The 21,000-nt window shown below is 63.3% G+C and carries 20 protein-coding genes and 3 pseudogenes; 6 read left to right on the top strand and 17 right to left on the bottom strand.

Translation table 11 applies throughout. The features are described 5' to 3' along the window. Positions 1-265: 265 nt before the first annotated feature. The 9 genes and pseudogenes from IPM84_20415 to IPM84_20375 all read right to left on the bottom strand — a co-directional run bounded on the left by IPM84_20415 (position 266) and on the right by IPM84_20375 (position 8,849). Positions 266-688: a type II toxin-antitoxin system VapC family toxin gene (locus IPM84_20415; GenBank protein MBK9095075.1), complete on the bottom strand. Its 423-nt coding sequence runs from the start codon at positions 686-688 to the stop codon at positions 266-268. Beyond that, positions 685-939, bottom strand: a complete 255-nt coding sequence (locus IPM84_20410) for a type II toxin-antitoxin system Phd/YefM family antitoxin (GenBank protein ID MBK9095074.1) — start codon at positions 937-939, stop codon at positions 685-687. Before IPM84_20410 ends, IPM84_20415 begins: the two co-directional genes overlap by 4 nt. 52 nt (positions 940-991) lie before the next feature. Then, positions 992-1,510 (bottom strand): hypothetical protein, encoded by a 519-nt coding sequence (locus tag IPM84_20405; GenBank protein MBK9095073.1) that lies wholly within the window; start codon positions 1,508-1,510, stop codon positions 992-994. A 134-nt stretch (positions 1,511-1,644) separates the two neighbouring features. After that, positions 1,645-2,328: pseudogene (locus IPM84_20400) on the bottom strand (succinate dehydrogenase iron-sulfur subunit). Positions 2,329-2,384: 56 nt separating this feature from the next. Beyond that, positions 2,385-4,195 (bottom strand): annotated as a pseudogene (locus tag IPM84_20395) (FAD-dependent oxidoreductase). Positions 4,196-4,209: 14 nt separating this feature from the next. Further along, complete coding sequence (gene sdhC, locus IPM84_20390; protein ID MBK9095072.1) at positions 4,210-4,995, bottom strand: succinate dehydrogenase, cytochrome b556 subunit; 786 nt, start codon at positions 4,993-4,995, stop codon at positions 4,210-4,212. 295 nt (positions 4,996-5,290) lie between these two features. Next, positions 5,291-6,533, bottom strand: a pseudogene (gene icd, locus IPM84_20385) (isocitrate dehydrogenase (NADP(+))). A gap of 181 nt (positions 6,534-6,714) precedes the next feature. Then, positions 6,715-7,173 carry a hypothetical protein gene (locus IPM84_20380; GenBank protein MBK9095071.1) on the bottom strand — a complete coding sequence of 153 codons (459 nt, stop codon included), beginning with the start codon at positions 7,171-7,173 and terminating at the stop codon, positions 6,715-6,717. 86 nt (positions 7,174-7,259) lie between these two features. Next, positions 7,260-8,849 carry a hypothetical protein gene (locus IPM84_20375; GenBank protein ID MBK9095070.1) on the bottom strand — a complete coding sequence of 530 codons (1,590 nt, stop codon included), beginning with the start codon at positions 8,847-8,849 and terminating at the stop codon, positions 7,260-7,262. 346 nt (positions 8,850-9,195) lie between these two features. On the opposite strand from IPM84_20375, the gene IPM84_20370 reads away from it, so the two are divergent. From IPM84_20370 to IPM84_20355, 4 genes are all read left to right on the top strand, one after another. Beyond that, on the top strand, positions 9,196-9,489 hold the full coding sequence (locus IPM84_20370; protein ID MBK9095069.1) for a hypothetical protein: 294 nt from the start codon (positions 9,196-9,198) through the stop codon (positions 9,487-9,489). Beyond that, positions 9,437-9,841: a phosphatase PAP2 family protein gene (locus tag IPM84_20365; GenBank protein MBK9095068.1), complete on the top strand. Its 405-nt coding sequence runs from the start codon at positions 9,437-9,439 to the stop codon at positions 9,839-9,841. Before IPM84_20370 ends, IPM84_20365 begins: the two co-directional genes overlap by 53 nt. A 132-nt stretch (positions 9,842-9,973) precedes the next feature. Then, positions 9,974-11,215 (top strand): GAF domain-containing sensor histidine kinase, encoded by a 1,242-nt coding sequence (locus IPM84_20360; protein ID MBK9095067.1) that lies wholly within the window; start codon positions 9,974-9,976, stop codon positions 11,213-11,215. Continuing rightward, positions 11,212-11,901 carry a response regulator transcription factor gene (locus IPM84_20355; protein MBK9095066.1) on the top strand — a complete coding sequence of 230 codons (690 nt, stop codon included), beginning with the start codon at positions 11,212-11,214 and terminating at the stop codon, positions 11,899-11,901. Before IPM84_20360 ends, IPM84_20355 begins: the two co-directional genes overlap by 4 nt. A gap of 454 nt (positions 11,902-12,355) precedes the next feature. Here the strand turns inward: IPM84_20355 and IPM84_20350 are convergent, their stop codons facing one another. Next, entirely contained in the window at positions 12,356-12,937 is a 582-nt protein-coding gene (locus IPM84_20350) for a hypothetical protein (GenBank protein ID MBK9095065.1), read from the bottom strand. A 286-nt stretch (positions 12,938-13,223) separates the two neighbouring features. Continuing rightward, the gene (locus IPM84_20345; protein ID MBK9095064.1) at positions 13,224-13,724 is read right to left on the bottom strand and encodes a hypothetical protein; all 501 of its coding nucleotides are present in this window, start codon (positions 13,722-13,724) and stop codon (positions 13,224-13,226) included. A 187-nt stretch (positions 13,725-13,911) separates the two neighbouring features. Between IPM84_20345 and IPM84_20340 the strand changes: the two genes are divergently transcribed. Continuing rightward, positions 13,912-14,157 carry a hypothetical protein gene (locus tag IPM84_20340; protein MBK9095063.1) on the top strand — a complete coding sequence of 82 codons (246 nt, stop codon included), beginning with the start codon at positions 13,912-13,914 and terminating at the stop codon, positions 14,155-14,157. Between the two features lie 227 nt (positions 14,158-14,384). Here the strand turns inward: IPM84_20340 and IPM84_20335 are convergent, their stop codons facing one another. From IPM84_20335 to IPM84_20310, 6 genes are all read right to left on the bottom strand, one after another. Continuing rightward, positions 14,385-14,741, bottom strand: coding sequence for a hypothetical protein (locus IPM84_20335; GenBank protein ID MBK9095062.1), 357 nt, complete (start codon positions 14,739-14,741; stop codon positions 14,385-14,387). 299 nt (positions 14,742-15,040) lie between these two features. Then, positions 15,041-15,535: a hypothetical protein gene (locus IPM84_20330; protein ID MBK9095061.1), complete on the bottom strand. Its 495-nt coding sequence runs from the start codon at positions 15,533-15,535 to the stop codon at positions 15,041-15,043. After that, positions 15,498-16,070 (bottom strand): hypothetical protein, encoded by a 573-nt coding sequence (locus IPM84_20325; GenBank protein MBK9095060.1) that lies wholly within the window; start codon positions 16,068-16,070, stop codon positions 15,498-15,500. The genes IPM84_20330 and IPM84_20325 overlap by 38 nt, the downstream gene beginning before the upstream one ends. Continuing rightward, a complete protein-coding gene (locus tag IPM84_20320; protein ID MBK9095059.1) occupies positions 16,033-16,293 on the bottom strand; it encodes a hypothetical protein in 261 nt (86 codons plus the stop codon). Before IPM84_20320 ends, IPM84_20325 begins: the two co-directional genes overlap by 38 nt. Positions 16,294-16,533: 240 nt before the next feature. Further along, entirely contained in the window at positions 16,534-17,316 is a 783-nt protein-coding gene (locus IPM84_20315) for a hypothetical protein (GenBank protein ID MBK9095058.1), read from the bottom strand. 2,342 nt (positions 17,317-19,658) lie between these two features. Further along, a complete protein-coding gene (locus IPM84_20310) occupies positions 19,659-19,889 on the bottom strand; it encodes a hypothetical protein (protein ID MBK9095057.1) in 231 nt (76 codons plus the stop codon). A 443-nt stretch (positions 19,890-20,332) separates the two neighbouring features. Here IPM84_20310 and IPM84_20305 point away from each other — a divergent pair, with 443 nt between their 5' ends. Then, the gene (locus IPM84_20305; GenBank protein ID MBK9095056.1) at positions 20,333-20,575 is read left to right on the top strand and encodes a hypothetical protein; all 243 of its coding nucleotides are present in this window, start codon (positions 20,333-20,335) and stop codon (positions 20,573-20,575) included. Positions 20,576-21,000: the final 425 nt, after the last annotated feature.

Genomic DNA, 21,000 nt, shown 5'->3' with positions numbered 1-21,000 from the left:
ACGCCTTGATGGAGAAGGGACTTCTCTGGTTGCGCGGCGACACAGCCCGTTGGGATGTTCATTACGCCTTCTTTGCCCGCAACCTGGGTCAGGTGCAAGCCCTCGGCCGGGAAGAGGGCAACATTCACTTCTTCACACCGAGCGATGTGGTAATCGCCTGATAAGGAACATCCTGCCAGGGACGCTGGCAGGATGTGTTTTTCAACTCACGCTTGCCCGCGAGAATCTCCGACACAACCACCTGCGATCCGATCTCTGGCAGCGATCATTGCCAGGGATTGAATACCGAAACGCCCGTGTCTCGAAAATCGGCGTCATTGCGTGTGACCAGGACACACTGATGGTACAGGGCAATGGCTGCGATGAGTGAGTCCATCGCCGGCAGGGGATGCCCGCTCCGCTCCAAACGGCCAACCAATTCTCCCCAGACCAGCATCACGGGAACGTTAAGTTCCAAAATGTGGTTATCGTCGAAGCGGATCAACAGATCCTCGGTCAACCAGCGATGAAGTGCAGTTTTGCGGGCCGACTCGGCGAGTTTCGCGATGCCCTTTGCTAATTCACCGACAGTCACCACACTGAGGTACACACTGGCGGGATCAATTGCATCAATCCAGGCAACAACGCGCTCGTTGGGACGCGCAGCGACAAGCTCCGAGATCACATTGGTATCCAACAGGTTCTTCACAGGACCTCCTCGTTGCGCAACGGACTGGTATCTCGCCTGAGATCGAGATCCACGCCAACCAGCGGCGAAATGCGAAAGAATTCCAATAGTTTTTTCTGGTGCAGTAACAGTCTGCGATAGTCCGCAAAGGACAAGACGATCGCCGTATCCACGCCCCGTTTTGTGATTAGCTGCGGACCATTCTTCACGGCTTCCTCCACCACTTCGCTGAATCTACTCTTTGCTTCCTGCAATTGCCAAACCTGCGTCATGAGTCACCTCCCTTATGCACACTTATGCACACCTGTCTAGTCTGACTAGATTTTACTCTGCATCATCGGAATCGTCAAGAAGAACAGGCACGTGGCGCAGCAAAAAAGGCATGGGCAGGCGTGCGAGCCAGGGCACGGTGGCAAAGCTGAGGCCGAGCAGGGTGTCGGCTTCGATGGTGCGAAGTTCGTCCACCACGTAGGCGAAGGGAAACAGCGAGCCAGGCGCGTAGGTCAACGTGACGCCGGGGCGGCCATCTACGGCCGAGGGCAGCCATTGGGCGCATGGGCAGCACGCGCGCTGCACCACCCTGCGCCGCCGCACCAGGTTGATGCCGTTTCCCTGGCCGTCGAAGGACTTGCCCAACCAGCCGGCCAGCGGGGTGATGGCCAGGCCAGGAGGCGCAAAGCGGCGCAGCCAGGCCGGTCCCACGAACTCCGCCCGGTAGTCGCCGGTCAGGCTGTCAAGGCTGGGCGCGGTCAGCGCGGCGAAGGCGGAGCGGAAAGCGCCCAGTGAAAGGTCATTGATGGGCACGTGACGACCGGCGGTCGGCAGGAAAAGAGAAATCGTCATCGAATCCCCCCACAAAGTAACCATCCTGCCAGGTAGCGCCTGGCAGGATGGTTTTGTCGTCGGGCGACGAGGTCGCTGCAACGATTGCGAAGTCCACCTGCGTGGACTGGAAGCCGCGTTTGGGGGCCTGGGGCTTAGAAGTTGCTGTAGAGGAGCGCCTTCTTGATGTCGCCGATGGCTTTTGTTATGTCAATATCACGCGGGCAGGCTTCGACGCAGTTGAAGACGGTGCGGCAGCGCCAAACGCCGTCGCGCTCGTTGAGCACTTCCAGGCGTTGCATCGTGCCCTGATCGCGGTCGTCGAAGATGAAGCGGTGCGCCTGCACGATGGCCGCGGGGCCGACGTAGTCCTCGTTGGCCCAGAAGCTCGGGCAGGCGGTGGTGCAGCACGCGCAGGATGCACTTGGTGGTGTCATCGAAGCGCTTCGCGGGCCTCGATGGTCTGCAGGCGCTCGGTGTCCGGCGGCGCTGTCGTTGATCAGGAAAGGCAGGACGGAGCGATACTTGGCAAAGAAGGGCCGCATATCCACCACCAGGTCCTGACGACCGTCATGCCGCGAATCGGCTCCACGGTGATGTTGGCGCCGACATGCTTGACCAGCGTCTTGCAGGCCAGGCGGTTGCGGCCGTTGATGACCATCGCGTCCGAGCCGCAGATGCCGTGCGCAGGAGCGGCGCAGCGTCAGGGTGCCGTCCTGATACCATTTGACTTGGTGCAGCACGTCCAGGATCTGGTCGTTGAGCGCCGCCTCGACCTGATACGTTTTCCAGTAGGGCTTCTTGTCCTGCTCAGGATTGAAGCGCTTGAATCTTGATATTGACTTGGCATCATCAGCATTCCTTATTCAGGCATTCAGCATTCAGCGTTCAGCGTTTAGTAGACTCGCTCCTTCGGCTGGTACTTGGTGATCGTCACCGGCTTGTAGGTCAACTGCACGCCGGTCCCCTCCACATCGTCCTTCAGGAGCGCCAGGCTGTGCTTGAGCCAGTTGGCATCGTCACGCTTGGGATGATCGTCCCGCGCATGACCGCCCCGGCTCTCGGTGCGCCTGAGCGGCGGCGGCCGTGACCTGCGCCAGGTCGAGCAGGTTGCCCAGTTCGCCAGCCTCCAGCAGCTCGGTGTTGTAGCGCTTGCCCTTGTCCATGATGGCGATGTTCTGATAGCGCCGCTTCAGCCCGCCAGCTTGTCCAGCGCCTCCTGGCATAAGCTGCTCGGTGCGGAAGACGCCCACATTCGCCATCATCAGCAGTTGCATGTCGCGTCGGATGTCGGCCACGTTTTCTTTGCCCGCGGCGCCCGCGGCGTTGCGAATCCCCTCCAGCCGCGCCTTGATCTCAGCCTCCGGGTTGGGCGGCAGCGGCGTAAAGTCAACCTGGTTGGCATAAGCCGCCATGCGCACGCCGGCCACCTTGCCGAAGACCACGATGTCAACCAGGGAGTTGGTGCCCAGGCGGTTGGCGCCGTGTACCGAGACACACGCGCACTCGCCGGCCGCGTAGAAGCCGGGCAGCACCGTCCCCTTGTCGTCAATCACCACTTCCCCGCCCAGGTTGGTGGGAATGCCGCCCATAGCGTAGTGTGCGGTCGGCTGAATCGGCATCGGCTGCTTGACCGGGTCCACGTCCAGGTAGGTGCGGCAGAAATCGGCAATGTCGGGCAGTTTGCTCTCGATCTGCTCGGCCGTGACCCGGATCGGCTGACCGGCCAGCCCCTTGCGACCATCTAACTCAGCGTACTTGTTGATCGTCTCCGGCCGCACGTCGAGATAGACGTAGTCCTTGCCCTCCACCCCGCGGCCCTGCATGATTTCCAGGTAGATGGCGCGTGAGACGACATCGCGTGAGGCCAGGTCTTTGACCGTCGGCGCGTAGCGTTCCATGAAACGTTCGCCCTTGCCGTTGATCAGCACCCCGCCCTCGCCGCGCACCGCTTCGGTGATCAGGATGCCCATGCGCCAGATGCCGGTGGGATGGAACTGGAAGAATTCCATGTCCTCCTGCGGGATGCCGCGGTGCAGGGCGATGGCGTTGCCGTCGCCGGTCAGCGCGTGCGCGTTGCTGGTGATCTGCCAGACGCGGCCAAAGCCGCCGGTGGCAAAGCAAACCGCCTTGGCCTGAAAGACGTGGTACTCGCCGGTGTCAATTTCCAGCGCCACGATGCCGTTGACCTTGCCGTCAGTGACGAGCAGGTCAATCACGTGGAACTCGTCGAAGAAGGTGACGTTGTTCTTGATGCACTGCTGGTAGAGGGTCTGCAGGATCATGTGGCCGGTGCGATCGGCCGCGTGGCAGGCCCGGCGCACCGGTTTCTTGGTGGTATTGTTGGTGTGGCCGCCGAACGGCCGCTGCGAAATGCGGCCATCGGCCGTGCGGTCGAAGGGCAGGCCCATGTGCTCCAGTTCGTAGACCACATTGACGGCCTCCTGGCACATGAAATCAATGGCATCCTGGTCGCCCAGGTAGTCGCTGCCCCTTGACGGTGTCGAAGGCGTGCCATTCCCAGTGGTCTTCTTCCAGATTGGCGAGCGCGGCGCCGATGCCGCCCTGCGCCGTGCCGGTGTGGGAACGGGTAGGATAGAGCTTGCTGACCACGCAGGTCTTGGCGCCCTGGGATGCGTAGAGGGCTGCCATCAAACCGGCGCCGCCGGCGCCGACAATGACGACATCAAATTGATGGGTTGGCATAGTTGATCTCCGTCTCAGGCCGCAACCTGGAAGCGAAAAATGGTCATGACGCCCATCAGGATCAGCAGGCCGATCAAGAGGTAAACCACACTCTTGACCACCATGTTCCAGCCAGGGCGGCGCACGTAGTCGTCAATGACCCAGCGCGCGCCGTTGGCGCCGTGGAGCATGGCGAAGAGAAGCAGCGCCAGGTCGTAAAGGCTCCAGAACCAGCCGGAAGGCCCAGTCCAGCGCTGCACGATGACATCGAAAGTGATCTCCTCGACGCGCAGGTACAGATGCATGTAGAGGAGGTGGAACATGGCGAGGAAGAGCAGCACCAGACCAGAAAAGCGCATGAAAAACCAGGACAGCGCCTCGAAGCGGCGGCCGCACAGATATTGCGACAGTGCATTCATGATGGCTCCTCTAGGCGGGTTGAAAATGGTGCTCAGGGTGATGATGGCCGTGGGCACGAAGATGAGTAAGACGATAACCAGTGCGATCCGGTACATCAAGCGTTGATACTTCGTGGAGGAGGGCCAGAAGTCAACGATGATGATGCGCAGGCCGTTGATCGCGTGGTAGATGACGCCGAAGATCAGGAAGACTTCCATGACCTTGAAGGGGGGGCCGCTGTAGAGGAACAGGAATTTGGAGAAGGTCTCTTCACCCAGGTTCATCAGGTAGATGTCGAATACGTGCAGAACGAGGAAAAGTAAAATACCTAATCCGCCGACGCGATGCATCATCCAGGCCCAGTGACCGTCACTGCCCCGGTAGGTGATGCCCCGCCAAAACGACTTAATGAGCGCCGCCATAACGAGTTAGCCTCCTAGTGTGGTTGAACTGCATCGCAGCTCAACAACGAAGCTGCGAGCCACGGCCTGAGTTCAGGCCTCAGGTCAAAATGCCGAAAACTCCTAAGGCCATTAAACGATGTGCCATCCTAAACCTTCACCGCCACCGCGGGCTATGACGCAGCGCAGTTTGTTCAGAAAGTCACACATAAGTGATTATACAGGCAGAACGAGTAAAGTACAAAGTGCAAAGTACAGAGTACAAAATGCAGAACGTTGGGAGGGCTTTGCACTTTGCACTCTGCACTTTGCACTACTACAGATTGGCGATGATGGCCGAGGCGAACTCGGAGGTCTTGACCTCAGTGGCGCCCTGCATCTGGCGAGCGAAGTCGTAGGTGACGATCCCCTGCTCCACCGTCTTGACGTAGGCTTCAATGATGGCCTGACCGGCTTCTTTCCAACCGATGTAATCCAGCATCATGACGCCGGAGAGCAGAAGCGAGCCGGGGTTGACCTTGTCCAGGTTGGAGTACTTGGGCGCGGTGCCGTGTGTGGCCTCGAAGACGGCCATGTGATCGCCGATGTTGCTGCCGGGAGCGATACCGACGCCGCCCACCTGCGCGCCACGGCGTCCGACAGATAGTCGCCGTTGAGATTAGGCGTGGCGATGACATCGAACTCATCCGGCCGCAGCAGCATCATCTGGAACATGATGTCCGCGATGCGATCCTTGATGACGATCTTGCCGGCCGGCGCCTGGCCGTTGTAGGGCGCCTGCCACAGTTCATCCTCGGTGATGGTGATGTCGCCGAACTCCTCTTTGGCCAACTCGTAGCCCCAATTGCGAAACGCGCCTTCGGTGAACTTCTGGATGTTGCCTTTGTGTACGAAGGTGACGCTCTTGCGGCCGTATTCGATGGCGTACCGAATGGCCTTACGCACCAGGCGCTTGGTGCCGAATGCGCTCATCGGCTTGATGCCGATGCCCGCGCCCTCGAAGAAGTGTGCGCCCATCTCCTCACGCAGGAAGCGCGCCAGCTTTTCGTTCTCAGGCGAGCCGGCCTTGTACTCGATGCCCGCGTAGACATCTTCGGTATTCTCACGGAAGATGACCACGTCCACCTTTTCGGGGTGGCGCACCGGGCTGGGCACGTTGGGGAACCAGCGCACCGGGCGCACACAGGCGTAAAGATCGAGTTCCAGGCGCAGGGCCACATTGAGGCTGCGGAAGCCGCCGCCGACCGGCGTGGTCAGCGGGCCTTTGATGCCGACGTAGAACTCACGGATCGCAGCGAGCGATTCCTGCGGGAAATAGTCGCCATAGGTATTGAACGCCTTCTCGCCGCGTAAATCTCAGCCCAGGCCACCTTGCGCTGACCGCCGTAGACCTTCTGCACGGCCGCATCCCAGATACGCATGCTGGCCCGCGTAATGTCCGGGCCGATGCCATCGCCTTCGATGAAGAGCAGGATGGGATGATCGGGCACGAGCAATTTTCCTTCGCGCACACTGATGCGCGCACCCTCTGAGGGGATAACAATCTTATCGTAAGCCATGAAAAGCTCCTCCTTCATAAACGCCATTTTACCATCGAATGGGTCAAGCCCTTAAATTTTGCGGCTGCCTGTAGAGTCGCGCCTGCCGGCGGAATGCTGGTTGAGCAGATCACGCTGGCGTTCACCCAATGAAAGATGGAAAGATGGAAAGATGGAAAGATGAATTGGATCGTACAACTGTTCACCGAATGATCTGCAGTAGATTGCTGTAATCATCTGTCCACAGGCGTGCGGCTGCCTGTGAGGCGGGGCGGGGCGTGCTGCGGCTGGCGATGGCTGGCAGTTGCAGGAACGCCGGCTCGCGGCTGAGCAGCATCCACAGCGAGTCGTAGCTTTGCAGCCTGTCGCCTGGATGCTCGATCAGGGCCGCGCCAAGTTGAAATTCATCCGCCAACCGGTAGACCGCCTGGCTGAGGTCGAAGATGCGGTTGGACACGTTGATGGCGATGACGCCGCCGGGGTTGAGGTGCTGTTGGTAGATGGCGAAGGCCTCTTGAGTGAGCAGATGCAGCGGGATGGTGTCGCCGCTGAAGGTGTCCAGCACCAGCAGGTCGAAGCGCTGCGAACCGCCGGCCGCCCATTCACGTTCGAGGTAAACGCGTCCCGGGGACGATCTGAATGTCGGCGTCGAATCGCGCAAGAACGAAAACGGCCATCCTCGCCCTGCGCGATACGAATGATGTCGGGGTTGATCTCGTAGAAGCGATGGACGTCACCCGGCTGGCCTCAGCTGGCGATGATGCCGATGCCCAGTCCCAGCGCGCCCACCCGCAAAGGGCCGGGGCGGGCCGGGTGATTGGCGATCGCCAGGCCCACACCGCTCGGCTCGCTGTAGTACGCCGTGGGCACTTTGCGAATCTCGTTGGCGGCAAATTGAAAGCCGTGCGCAGTCCTGCCATGCGTCAGTTGATAGGCCAGCAGCTCGGGCTGCGCGGTGTTGATCTCCCACACCCGGAGGACGCCGTAGAAGTTGCGCGTGGCCACGAGGGTGTCGGTGGAGATGGCGCGCATGATGAGGACGATCAAGAGACCCAGCACGAACACCGCAGCCGCGGATGCGAACACCGCCGGCTTGAAGCGGCGTGGCGCGGCGTGGCGCACAGAGGCCTTGACTCCGCGCTTGCGCACGACCGGCGCGCTGTCTGCCTGGAGAACCAGGGTCAGCAGGATGCCGCAGGCGACCAATCCCCATTGCAGTTCCCAGAAGCCGGTGGTGAACAGCAACGGCGCGGCCAGGGTCACGAAAATGCCGCCCAGCGCGCCGCCCAGCGCCACCATCAGGTAGAACGACGACAGGCCGCGGGGCGAGGGGCGCAGCCTGAACAGCTCGTTATGGCAAAGCATACACGCGCTGAACAAGAGCAGTGTGTAGACGATGAGTTGGGCGCTGATACTGAACGGCGGAGACTTCACGAGCATCCACAGGCTGATGAGACTGAGGATGAAAAAAGCGGCCAGGTATGGCCGGCGGGAATACCAACGCCCGCCGGCAAAGGCCAGGATGAAGGTCAGCAGGTACACCGTCAAGGGCAGCACCCATAAGAAGGGGATGACGGCCACTTCCTGGGTAACCTGATTGGTCACCGCCATGAGCAGCGTGGTGGCGCACGCGGCCAGGCCAAGCCACAGGGCATAGACGCCGAGTCGGGAGCGTTTTTCCGCGCCAAGCTGACTTTCCGGCGTCCCCGGCTGCTCTGCGACCGCGCGCCCGGCCGTGATTCGCCAAGCCAGATAGGCTGCCACGGCGACAAAGAGCGTGTACCCTGCAGTCCACAGATAGGCCTGCGTCCGCAGCGTCAGCAGTGGCTCGAAGATGAGGGGATAGCTGACCAGGGCCACGAGCGAGCCGGCATTGGACAGCGCGTACAAGCGATAGGGCGTCTGCTGCGCGTGGTCGCGGCTGAACCAGGCCTGCATGAGGGTGCTGTTGGTGGCCAGCAGGAAATAGGGGATGCCCACCGAGACAGCCAGGACTCTGAAAATGTCCCAGACGGGGAAATCACCGTCCAGCGGTCGCCAACTGGCGGGCGGTGTCAGCGGTGAACGCCACAGCAACGCCGTGGCCAGCAGCAAGACGAGCGAAAGGGCGAGCAGGCCCAGGTGGACTGTTCCCTGCCAGCGGCCACGGACGCGGCCGAGCAGCCAATAGGCATAGGCATAACCGGCGGTCAAGAGCACCTGGAAAAACAACAGGACTGTTGACCAGACGGTTGGGGTGCCGCCAAACCAGGGCAGGATGGTCTTGCCGATCATCGGCTGGATTTGGAAGAGCAGAAAGGCGGAAAGGAGGATGCTGAACGCGTAGTAGGATGGCACGGACGATGAACCTCAAGCGTGAGAATTCGATTAGCGGCCTCTTGAAAACCGGCGCGGATGCAAGCTGCAACTGCCCATGTCGAGGCGCTACTCTCATTATAGTCATCTTTGCGAGTCTGTACAACTCGCAAAATCGAGCGTGGGGAAGTTCCCCAAGGGGATTGACAAGTGATTGGTGCAACCGGGCACTCTACCTCAGCCCAGTGGCGACGCGGGGATTGCACGAAGGTGGGGGTGAGTCAATCGTTTGCCTCATTAGCCGGAAGCCATGTATACTATCAGTACCGTGCGCCCGACCGCCGGCGCGCCCGCTGGCCCTCTCCCCTGATCAAAAGGGATGTCAAAGATGCAACGCTTGCGTGCCTGGGGCAAGCATCCCCCGCCGCGGGGCATGGTGCTGCGCTGGCTCATCGGGTTAGGTATCCTGTTAGCGCTGGTCGCCGTCTTCACGGAGCTGGCCGAGGACGTTTGGTTCCGCGAGGGGTTTGCCTGGGATGCACCGTTGATCCTGGCGCTGCACCAGTTCAGCCGACCGTGGCTCGATACGGTCATGCGGGTCGTCACCCAGGCCGGGCAGGCCGGGGCCATTGGGTTGGCGCTGGTCCTCGCCGGCTGGTTTCTCTGGCGGCGCCGCGCTTGATGCCGCGACCGTCGCCATCAGCCTCGTCGGCGCGACCGCACTCAACATGGTGCTGAAACTGCTGTTCGCGCGCCCGCGACCTGCGCTCTTCCCACCCCTGGTCGTCGAAAGCGGTTTCAGCTTTCCCAGCGGTCATGTCACGACCTCGGTCGCGGTCTACGGCCTCCTGGCCATTTTTCTATGGCGGCAGGGTCACCGCGCCGGGGCCATCTGCGCCGCAGCGTGGGTACTCGTCGTGGCTGTCAGCCGTATCTACCTGGGCGTACACTACCCCAGCGACACCCTGGGCTCGATCACCTTCGCCTCCCTGTGGCTATGGGCCGTCGTTGCCATCCGGATGAGGGGTGATTGATGTCTTCATTGATGTCTTCATTGATGTCTTCATTGATGTCTTCATTGATGTCCCTCATTGATGTCTTCGATGTTCAATTACGTATGTTGAAAAAATGCCAGATCGGGTAAAATCAGCACAGGAGGTAGCATCATGACCTACCAGATTTCTGATCCTGTAGTCATCTTGCGCCTACGCCAAATTCTGAATGGGCTGCAGGCCGAGATTGACGAGCGCGAGAGAGCGCGCGCGGCGCTGGCGCGCAAGAACGCCGAACTGAATGATGCACTGCAACGGCGGCTGGCCGAGAGCGAGAGCTTCAACCGCCTTCTGGTGAGCTTGCTCCAAAAAACAGTGCTGGAACAAGTGCTGGACATCGTCTGCGCCGAGGCCCAGGGCTTGGTCGGGGCGACGGGCAGCGCGGTCCTGCTGCTGACCGACCAGGCCTGGCTGGAGGTCAAGCATCGCTTGGGCAAGCCGTTGGCAGCGGCCGAACCGGTGCCGGTGGACGGCTCCGTGGCGGGTCAGGTCGTGCGCCAGGGTGCGCCGGTGCGGCTGAATGATCCAGCTTCCTTCGCGCAGGTCCAGGTCTACCAGTGGCCTTCGGATCTCACGGCGTTGCTCGCCGTGCCCTTGCACGTCAACGGCGCGGTCATCGGCGTGCTCGACGTGGTGAATAAGGTGGGCGGCTTCACTGAGGACGACGTTCCTATCATGTCCGTATTCGCCAACCAGGCCGCGATGGCCATCGAGCACGCCCGGCTGCAAGAGCAGGCGGAGCAGTTGGCCGTGCTGGCGGAACGGCAACGGTTGGCCCGTGAGTTGCACGATTCGGTCACACAATCGCTCTATAGCGTGACCCTGTATGCCAACGCCGCGGCCCTGGCGCTGGCGGCCGGCAAACAAGAGGTCACGGCCGGCTATCTGCAGGATCTGCAGGAGACCGCGCAGGAGGGGATGCGCGACATGCGGCTCCTCATCTTCCAGTTGCACCCGCCAGTGCTGGAGACGGAAGGGCTGGTGGCCGCATTGCAGTTGCGCCTGGCGGCCGTCGAGGGTCGCGCGGGTCTGCAAACTGAGCTCCGCGTCGAGGGGGAGCGGCGGTTGCCCATCGCGATCGAGGGCGACCTCTACTGGATCGCGCAAGAGGCACTCAACAACGTGCGCAAACATGCGGCGGCCCGGCATGTGGCCGTGCATCTGCACTTCACCGTCGCGACCCTTTCCCTCGAAGTGGTGGATGATGGCGTGGGTTTCGATCCGCAAGCGGTGCCCGTCGAGGGGCGGGGCGGCTTGCGTACCATCGCCGAACGCGCTGCACGCGTCGGTGGGAAACTGACGTACGAAAGCATGCCTGGCGAGGGCACGCGGGTAAAGGTTGAGGTGACCATATGACGGAAGAAGGCGCTCGGTTGGCAAAACCGAGCGTTCGTGTCTTGATTGTTGATGACCATGCCATCGTGCGCAAGGGTATCCGCGCCCTGCTCTCTGAAGCCGACGGGTTCGAGGTGGTGGCGGAAGCCGATACCGGCCAGGAAGCGGTGCTGCGTGCCCAAGAGACCCACCCTGACGTTATCCTGATGGACCTGCTGATGCCGGGCATGGACGGCATCGAGGCGACGCGCCAGATCATCAGCCGTCAGCCACAGACGCGCATCCTCGTGCTGACCAGCTTTGCGGCCGACAGCAAGGTTTTCCCCGCGATCAAAGCGGGAGCCTTGGGGTACCTGCTCAAGGACTCCTCGCCTGAGGAACTCGTGCGGGCCATCCGCCAGGTGCATCGCGGCGAGCCATCCCTTCATCCGACCATTGCCCGCAAGCTCCTGCAAGAGATCGCGCGCCCAGTCGAGCAGCAGCCTGCCCCGGAAGCGCTCACGGCGCGCGAAATGATGGTGCTCCAATTGATTGCCCAGGGGCTGAGCAACCAGGAGATTGCGGACCGGATCGCGGTCAGCGAGCCGACCGTGCGCACCCATGTAAGCCGGATCCTCGGCAAACTGCACCTGACCAGCCGCACCCAGGCCGCGCTCTACGCAGTGCGGGAAGGGTTGACGGACGCGGCGATGACGGAAGAGGCGTAGCCGCAGCGACGACATTCCTCGTGGAACCTGGTCATCGCAAGGGCCAGGTCGTGCTCAGGCGCCAATAAGTGCCAGTGCGTGGCGACGCCCCCAGATCAGGTAGTCGTCATGCTATCCCGGCCGCAGCCAGAACCACATTTCGAAATCCCCGCCGCGTCGCCCGTCGCCGCGGGGCAGTCTGGCCGCCGTGCGGCCATTGACGAACGCACCGAAGGTGTTTCCGTCAAGGTAGATCTCGGGCTTCTCCGGATCGGTGTCACGACCAGATGAAGTTGCCCTTCAAGGTGAGCCGCGTCAGGACTGCCCTATCTGGCCGTGAGTATTGCCCTCTATTGCACTGAACATTGATGTCCTCAGCCACTGACTTGCAGGTTCTGTGGGCCGCCAACGGATGACGTTGTTGCCTCCGAACTCACTTCGGCTGCCAGGGTGATGGTCTGAAAACCCAGTACAGTCAATGGGGCAGCACGCCGTCCTGGCTTTGCGTCCGGCTGGGGAAGGGCAGGTCGAGGGTCACGAAGCAGACAGCGTTCTGGAACCGATCGACGCGGTTGCTGACGCTTTCCGGGAAAATATCCCGGTCGCAGACGATCTCGATCCCGGCGAGCAGGCGTTCGACCGGCAGGGTCGCCGTCATTCTCGATGGGGCCCCGTCCGCGCGCGCCAGCACCTCCACAATGTGGACCACTTCGTCCTGCGGCCCGACGCCGAGGAGCCCGCAGAGCTTGTCAATGGCTCCTGGACTGTACTGACGCCACCCAGGTTGTTGCACTGTGTCGGGTCGTAGGCCACCTGGCTGGCGACGCTGACCGTGGCGTTGAAGTCCAGGACTTGACCCGGCGCCGCGTTCCCGCCGGCGTCCAACAACACGCACGGCCTGCACCTGCTGCGGACCGTCTAAGCCCAGCGTCCAGATGCACTCGGCGATGCCATCAGGCGCAATCGTAGCCACCGGCGCATTGGCAGAGAGGCTCCCGCCGCCCACCATCAGCGCGAATTGCACCGGCGCGCCGATCACCGGCGCCTGGCCATTCACCACGCGCCGCCGCAGCGGCAGGGTCAGCGGCTGGCCCGGCAGCGCCTCCTGGCCGTCGCCGCCTTCGTACAGCAGGGTCGTTAACGGTCAACTGCGGGAATAGCTTGCGGCAGTCCGTCGCCGTCCAGGTATCCCCGCGGGGATCAATAGCGCCAGCGAAGCGTAATGCGTAGGCCCATGACGCCCCTCGAAGACCGGGCCGCTTGCCCCTCGTGGCCCATTCGACCTGGCCCGTCAAGCTGCGGGCTGGCGCCGTCAGTAGTCGCCCGACACATAAGCTCCGTCGCTAAACTCCACCATGACGCCATCTTCCAGCTCCACCCACTTGGGCGCCTCGGGTGTGCCGATCTGGACCGTTCCGATGCCATCCCAACGCCGTACGGTCGGCCGGGTGCCCGTTGCCAGCGCCAAATTGGCCGGGTGCTTCAGCGTAATTCTGTCCCCCCTTGACCGCAGTGACTTCGAGCAACACACCGGGTTCGTTGCGCAAGGTGCGCTCTTCGTCGCTGATCTCCACCCACGCGGCCGCCGCAAAGCCGAGCACGGCGTCTTTGCCCGGATCGGACACCGTAATGACTGGCGCGGCCGGCGTCGTTGCGTCAACCTTGACCCCCTTCGTGAGGATGCTGCCGTTGTCGCGTGACCATTTGTAGGTGGCGGTCCAGCGCGCGCCAGCCTCGTGGATCTCCACCCGGTAGAGCTGGTTCTCCAGCCGGCGATAGCCCCCGCCCGGCGGGACGAGGCGGTCGTTGGCGGCAGGCTGCGCCGGCGCAGCATCGGCGCGCAACCTGCCGGCGCCCGCGACCCGTCAGGGATCCAATCCGGGCCAAAGTCGGCGCACGGCGGCTGCGTTGGGCCAACGCCTGCGCCTTCACCTGCCAGATGGTCTTGAGGCGGGTCGTCGTGTCAGGCCCACCGAGCGCCACCTCGCGAATCTGTGGCTGGTCGTCGCCCGACTGCTCCAGGGCGGTCTGATGACGTTCCCAGACGTCCAGGTAGGCGTGGTAAGCCTGGCCCGAGACGAGCGGCGCGCCTGGGTAGTCGGGCTGGGCATCGTACGGGACGATCTCTGTGGCTTCGCAGAGGATGCCATCCACATAGAGTTGGCCGTCGGCGATCTCGAAGGCGCTTCCTGCGATCCTGACCTGGAAGTTCCTGAATTGCCCCAGCGGGACGCAGGCGCCCCGGATGGTCCGATCACGTCGCGCGTGGTTGCCTGATCGCTGCGCCTGGATATCGGCCTGTTCGTTCCATTCTGCGTCAAGCAGAACGCGGCCTGCTGCATACGCACGCTGCTATAGTGTTTATCCCGTCGGAAGGTCAGACGTGAGAAATCGCCTTTCATACTATCTCCTCTATCTCCTCTCTACATACAAGTGCGCTTCCCTGTCAGGAAGCGAAGAAAACGCGTCGGCCTCCAGGCCGAAGCGCAGGTATTCGTCCAGGCTCACGCGTAGGTTTTTGAGCCGCTGCGGCGCTTGCAGAAAGTGAAAAGCCCCATCTCGCCTTCGTCCTCCGGCGCCAGTGCCGATCTCAGGGTCAACTGTGCCGCAAGCTGCCCGTAATCCGCCTCGCCGTAGGTTGTGGAGGCGTAGGTCGGGAAGATGCGCCCGGCCGACGCCGCATCGGCGGGCTGGCACCGATACCGTTGCGGCGCCAGCGACTCGAACGGGAGGTAGCAGAAGCGGGTGCAGCCGATTTGGCGGCGCTCGACGACCACCATACCATCGAAGATACTGTTCGATGCCTCCAGGCTCGCTGCCTGGGTCGCGCCCAACACCGTGCTTGCCTGCACATCCAACATAGGGCCGCTCAGATCGCCGCCAACGATGCTGGCCGTAATGCTGGCCGCGCGGATAGTCTCCGGCAGGCTGAGCGGGCCGCAGATGCTGGTTGAGCCTCACAGTCAGGTTCTCGTTCCCCTGCCCGCTTGGTTTCCATCTTGATCGCCAGGCTGGAGCTGCCGGGTACAAGTGTGGCAATGTGCCAGACGCAGGCTCAGCCAGGTTGCCAGCCAACAGGGTGACGGTCCCTTCCACCAACAGGCCGTTCAGTGCGAACGCACCTGGTTGCAGGGCGCCGGCGAACGCCGTGCCGATTACTTCAGCCGCCGTGCAGATGGGGCCGCAAGTCGGGCGGGAGCAATGCGCCCGGCGATGCGCTGCCTGACGCGTCTCGGCTCCTCAGGCCACCCCGCGGCGACCAGCAGCAACCGGCTGCCGGCCGGGATGCGGATCGCCAGCGCACCAACCAGATCCTCCCGATAGGTGCGGCTATCCATGAAGCGATGATGCCCTGGGCGCCGGCGGGCTGGTCGTTCCAGGCCTGCACGGCCTGGCCCAGGGTTGTCACGATCTGTGTTCCAGCCCCGACGGGCGACTGCTGTGTTACGCCCATCTGCCAGGTGTTCTGACTGGCGGCAAAGTCCCGCAGGAAGTCTTCGACAGAATCGCGGCGGTCGTATGGTCCGCCGCCCAGGTCACCCCCGAAGCCATAGGTGTAGCCCACCTCGATGGCGCCGGCGGGATCGCTCCCGAACGCGATCCGGCCCAGTTCCCGATCAACAGCCACTTTGCCGGCCGGCGGTGAATGCGCCATCTCCGCCTTGCTTGTCCGATAGGTCACAGACGAGGATATCGCCAATGGGCCGAACCTGGCCTCCGCGCGGATCCGCAGGCTTCGAGGCTCGTTCTCTGCCGTAGCAGGCATCCAGGTTGCGCAGCAGGAAGCGCCGACTAAGGGCCAGCGGGACGTCCAGCGGCTGCGCCATTTGGGTGATGCTATCCTCCGTCCTGGCGAGATGATAAAGCGACTGATTCTTGCCTGGCGGGCTGAAGGCGTACCGGCGCTCGTCGTTCGAGGCTACCTGGCGCGCGGTGACGCCATCAATGTGATAGGCCTGAAGGCGCCACAGGAACAAACCAACATTTGGGATATTGTGTTTGCCGCGGCCGTTGTCAATATGCCGTACGTCCGCGGTGTGCGCCGTACGGTCGAACGGCCCCAGGAATCCGAAGGCGATTTGCGTCTCGAATGTCGGGCATCGCAGGGCGTGGGGCCGCACGTGGTTGACGTTCTGCGTCGTAACCAGCCGTTCAAAGAACTCGACCGCCGCGGCAGGCCAACCGGTCACATCGCGGGTAACTGCTCCAGCACAGCCGCCGTGCCTTGCGGCGCCGGTAGGCGATGTGTTGGACCACATACGCCCGCTGGGTGAAGCCCGCCGCCTGGATCGGGTAAAGCCCCTGGACGCCCAGCAGGTCGCCGATGTACGGCACGACCCATTCCTGGCACGTCTCAATGAACCAGTTGTCGTACAGGCGGGAGATGTCGTCTTCGACCAGCCCCAGCCTCATCACCGATGACCGCCAGGAGAAGCGCAACGGCTCGCCCTCAGCCGCATCGCGCAGGCGGTAGATGGCAGGGAGCAGGCCGTAGAGGCGTTCTTGGAGTCGCGTCGTTCATGGCAGCATCTCCTCCAGTCCAATGCCGAGCGGGTTGATCAGCAGCAGCCTCGACCTAATGCGGAGCTTCCTCCTGCGCCTCAACGTACCAGCGCCGCCCCGAGGATCGTGCCAGGGCTGGGCTGCAGCCCGTCAGCCGGTAGGAGCTGCTCGAGGATCCAGGGCCACGACGCCTGCCACCCGCTGGATGACCGAGATCACCTCGGCCGCGGTCACCGGTTGGCCGAACGTGCGCGCCGAAGGCGAAGCCGGCTTGCAGGGCCGCTGTGACGGCCGCCTGTACAGGTCGGCCCAGCGGTAGCGCGCGTCGCGCACGATCCTCGCCCGCAGGTCGAACAACACGGGGCTGGTGGGTATCGACGGGAAGCGCTGCGACGGGTCGCTCGCTGCCGCCATGGCCCTACCAGGTAGGTGTGGCTCCGACGTCGTATCCACCCGGTGGCTGGCCAGGGGTGAGGCGGCCGCATCGGGATCGTCGCCGACCGCCTCGGCCGCCACGGTGACATGCACCCGCAGTGCGTCTCGCCGCGGGAGCGCCACGCCTTTTACCTTGCCGATGCCTACGAAGCGCGCCGCGAAATCCTCGAAGTCGCGCAGCGAGACGATGCGATCCATCGTCAGCACCGTCAGCGGCGCGTTGCTCCGGGCGCTGTCGCGGTTTTCCGGGTCAGCGGCGCCCGTCGCAGGGGTCGAAGTTGGACGGATCACCGACCGGTTGCCTGCGGGCGCGCCAGGAGTAGCGTCAGCTTGCGGCGCCACCATCCGCCCAGGCGATGCCGCTGCGGTAGGTTGCCGTGACGTTCCGACTCGGTGGGTGGCCGCGCCGGTGACGCCGTCGCCGAAGAGACCGTCGTCGTTAGCCGTCGTCACCGGCGCGGGCGGCGCTGGAAGCGCGGGTCGGCACCAGGCCGGCACAGCCGCGGCGCCTCCTCCCACCGCACCCCGTCCACGCGCACTCAGCGAGCGTTTTCACACCACCGCATCGGCGGACGATGTGTAGGTGAGGGCGGCTTGTTGAGTGGTGGAGCGCTGGTTACCCTGCGCCATTACCGGCCCCGAGCACTTCCGTCACGGTCTCGCCGTGGCTGGCGGCCGCAGACGTTGGCGTTGAGGGTCACGGTCTTGCGGACGGCCGTGGTCTCCCGGCCCGGCAGGGGAAGACCAGCGTCGTGTAGCCGGACGGGACGACGTCCACGGGGATCACATCTTCGCTAGACGGTCACTCCCGGCAGGTCGTCGCGCTCACCCGTGATCGCCACTGGGTTGGCCGACCTGGAGACCGGAGCAGCATGCGGTCGGAGCTTGATCTCGTGCTCTTGGCCGCGATCGGATCTTCCCCTCGATGGGCGTCTCCGCAAGCACCAGGCGCTCCTCTGCGGACGTGTGCCGTCGTGTTACGCACCCTGAAATCTTCGGGCCTGTCGGTCGCGTCCGCCTCAGTTCCGTGGCTTTATCATCGGGCTTGCCCAATTTCAAGCCGACGCGATTTGGCGCTCATGGCGAGGCCCGCCACGGATGCGTCGGTGGCAGAGCGCAACCTGGCTCCGGTAGGCTGCGTAGTGATTGATCAGCCGCTCCAGAACCACCCCCAACGCTGCCCGCGCCCGGCCAGGCACGTTACCTCAGATAGAGATCGGCGCCGGTGTAATAAACGCGACGGCCGGAGCGTCGGCGGTTTCCTGGAATCCTTCCAGATGGACAGACCGCCCGTCATCCCATGGGGTAAAGTAGTTACTGTGGGGACGGCCGGCAAGTACAGGAAATACGAGCGCGTGAGGCGAAGATGCCGAGCCGTGGCCGGAAGAAGCGCCCGGATCGGGTCGGCGCGAGGGGCGGCAGGAGGCGGTGGCGGCGTGGAGTTGATGTTGAGCGTCAGCTTGTTTTCGGCTCAGCCCTGGACGGCAACAAAGGCGCTTAACTCGCTTCGCCGCCGGCTCCTGAGGACCTGACGTCCGGCTTTGTCTGCCGTGAAAGCAAGCTGAACCAGCTTGGCTGCGCGGAATTTATGGACTATGGGGTGTGAAAGAGGGCGGCTTTGGTGGCTCGGCGGTCACTTCATCTTCGAATCCACTTGGGGTGCGGTTCATCCGGATAGCCTTGACTTGTCCTGATCGAGCGCACGAGCGCTCACCAGAACCCTGGATCGACCCCGCTGCCTACGTAGCACGATATCGCCGGGTTTTGGGACCGGTATTGACGCCGGTGAATAAGCTCCTCTGCAACCTCTGCCGCCCTGGGCCTCGTTGTCTTTTAGCTCGGCAGCCAGGCCTAGGGTCAAGCATTTGCATGTCCGTCATCGGCTGTCGTAGAGATCGCCGAAGCGTGTGCTGATGTCCGAGCAGATAAAGCTTGTTATCAGTTTCCCGGATCGCCAGTTCCCGCGTCCGGGAGACGCGCGGCTTCCAGCGCATTCCACTCGACGCGCGGTGATCCCGGCATTTGTCTCGAACGTCTGCGGCGTGCGCCGGGGCCGGGGATACTCTGCACCTGGTGCCCTTCGGCATGATGGCGGTCGGTGGCGCCCCGGTGGCCGTGTCCGCAGTGAAGGCCAGAAAGGCGCCCGCCGCCACACCTGGAAGCAGCTCATGGCCGTAATTCCCGCGCCCCGAAACCAGCACCGAGAGCCGCTCGGTAGCTGTGCGCAGAGTAGCCCTCGTTGGCGATGCGTTCGTGGTGATTGCCCGTACGTCCATGAGGACCGCGCTGGCGTCCAGCAGCGCGATCGCGCCGGATCGGCGATCGCCCGCGTGGTCAGGCCAAACCCGGGGGGCGCTGACCCGCGTGCAGGCCGTCAGGGATCGGCGTGACTGGGCAGACGGGCCAGCGTGCGCCGCAGAAAAGTACCAGCCGTGCCGATCCGATGGGAAATGGCGCCGGCGATGAAGGACAGTTAACCACGGTCAGCTCCGGGATGCTCGCCTCGCAGCACCCGCAGGTATCGCGAACATCGTCGGTGTTGCTCATGGAAGCCACCCCCATGATAAACTCCAGCTTTTTGGCTTTTTCCGGGGCACTGGGATCGATTGTCCAGACGGGCAATCTCCAGGCGGCCCCAGCGTCATGCGACCTTCGGCGACCTCGCCGTGGGCGTCCCACCACTTTACAAACGCCGGAAGCGATTGGACTTGCCCGGCCCTTCTTCGGTAACTTCTTTTGCACGCCCGGCACCTGCATGGCCGCCGCGATGATCCTGGCTGAGAGGTAGACCGCCTGGCTGGGAGTGAAGTTGTCGGGAGTGAAAGAAGCCGCGGCGGCCATCAGACAGGCTGTTGCGGCTGAAGGTGTCCAACAACGCTTTCCCGACGCTGCTGCGGAGAGTACCCCAGCGCGGCGCATACGGTCAACGCGCCGTATCCCGTTGCAGGTAGCAGCCCGTCAATCTCCAAGTCGTAACCGACCAGACAGAGGCGCTCCAGCCAGAAGCGCATCTCATTTTCGAAGTCAGCGGTCACGGGCCGGCCGCCGCGCCAGTCAACCGTGACGTACATGGTGTACCAACTACTGTCCAGCGTCGTGTCGCTGCGGCGCCTTCAGACGCCAGGGTGGCGCTCGGCGGCAGCAGCGTAGTCAACCTCGGTGACTGCGCGCTCCTGGGAGCGGAAGGCCTGGGGCGCATACAGCCGGACCCGCGCTCCGACGGCTCGAGGCGGTCCATAAACGTGAGGCGTGGGGTTGCGCACCTTGACATCGGCGATCGGTTCGGCCCGGCGGTCGAGCACGTCAGCGCCGATATTGCCGACCGGGCCGTTGCCGATGCGATAGGATGCCCGGAAAGTTGTTCCTTCGACCGGACGCCGGCCCCCGAAGCATTCATCGCCGAGACCTGGCGTGAAACACGCCCGATCCTCCCTCCATCTCCCACGACGAACTCTGGCGCAAAGCGACCGCTGTTCAACAGGTCGTGTCCCGGCCGCCACAACGCACCCTCGCCATGCAACTTGATGACCGGCAGCACCTGTCGCAAGTCGAGGCGCAACATTGCCGCGGCCGGCCTGATGCGCGCCTCCTTGCCCACGTCCGTCGTAGAGACGGCGCGTGCGTCAAGCCGGTTTCCCTCGATCCGGGGCCGATAAGGGCGGCCCATAAGCACGATCGTCAGGAGGTGAGCGTCGGCACCCTGATTCTCTTCCACCGTCCGGCCGCGATCAGCCAGCGCGACGTTGCCGTGTACTGAGGTGACAGCCAATCTCTTGCCGGGGCCAGCAGGATCGGGGAACTCCAGCGCAGGCAGAGGGGAAGGGCAACGTCCTCAGCGTGCCATTGGACGCACTCGAGCACCCAGCCTTCAGGTTTCAGACAGGGGGTCGGTCTGCTCCTGGGGTGTGGCGCTCCGCAGGCGTACCGCGTGGCGGTGGGACGAGTCGGCATCCTCGCGGCGCCCACTATCCGGTCCCGGCACTTCCTCGAAGAATCAGCGGGTCTCCCTGGGCCGGAGTCGAGATCGGCGGCGCTGCCCGTCGGGTGCGCGTGGCGCCCTTGGGCAGGCAGCAGTCGGATCGCTCCAGGTGTAGAAGGCCATCGGGTTGCGCTTAACCCTGAGCGAAATGACCGGGTGCAGCGTCTCAAAACCCAGCGACAGGTCCGCCTGCGCCGATGGCC

The sequence above is a fragment of the Candidatus Amarolinea dominans genome, assembly GCA_016719785.1.
Taxonomy (GTDB): domain Bacteria; phylum Chloroflexota; class Anaerolineae; order SSC4; family Amarolineaceae; genus Amarolinea; species Amarolinea dominans.
This window is presented reverse-complemented; position numbering and strand designations above follow the sequence as displayed.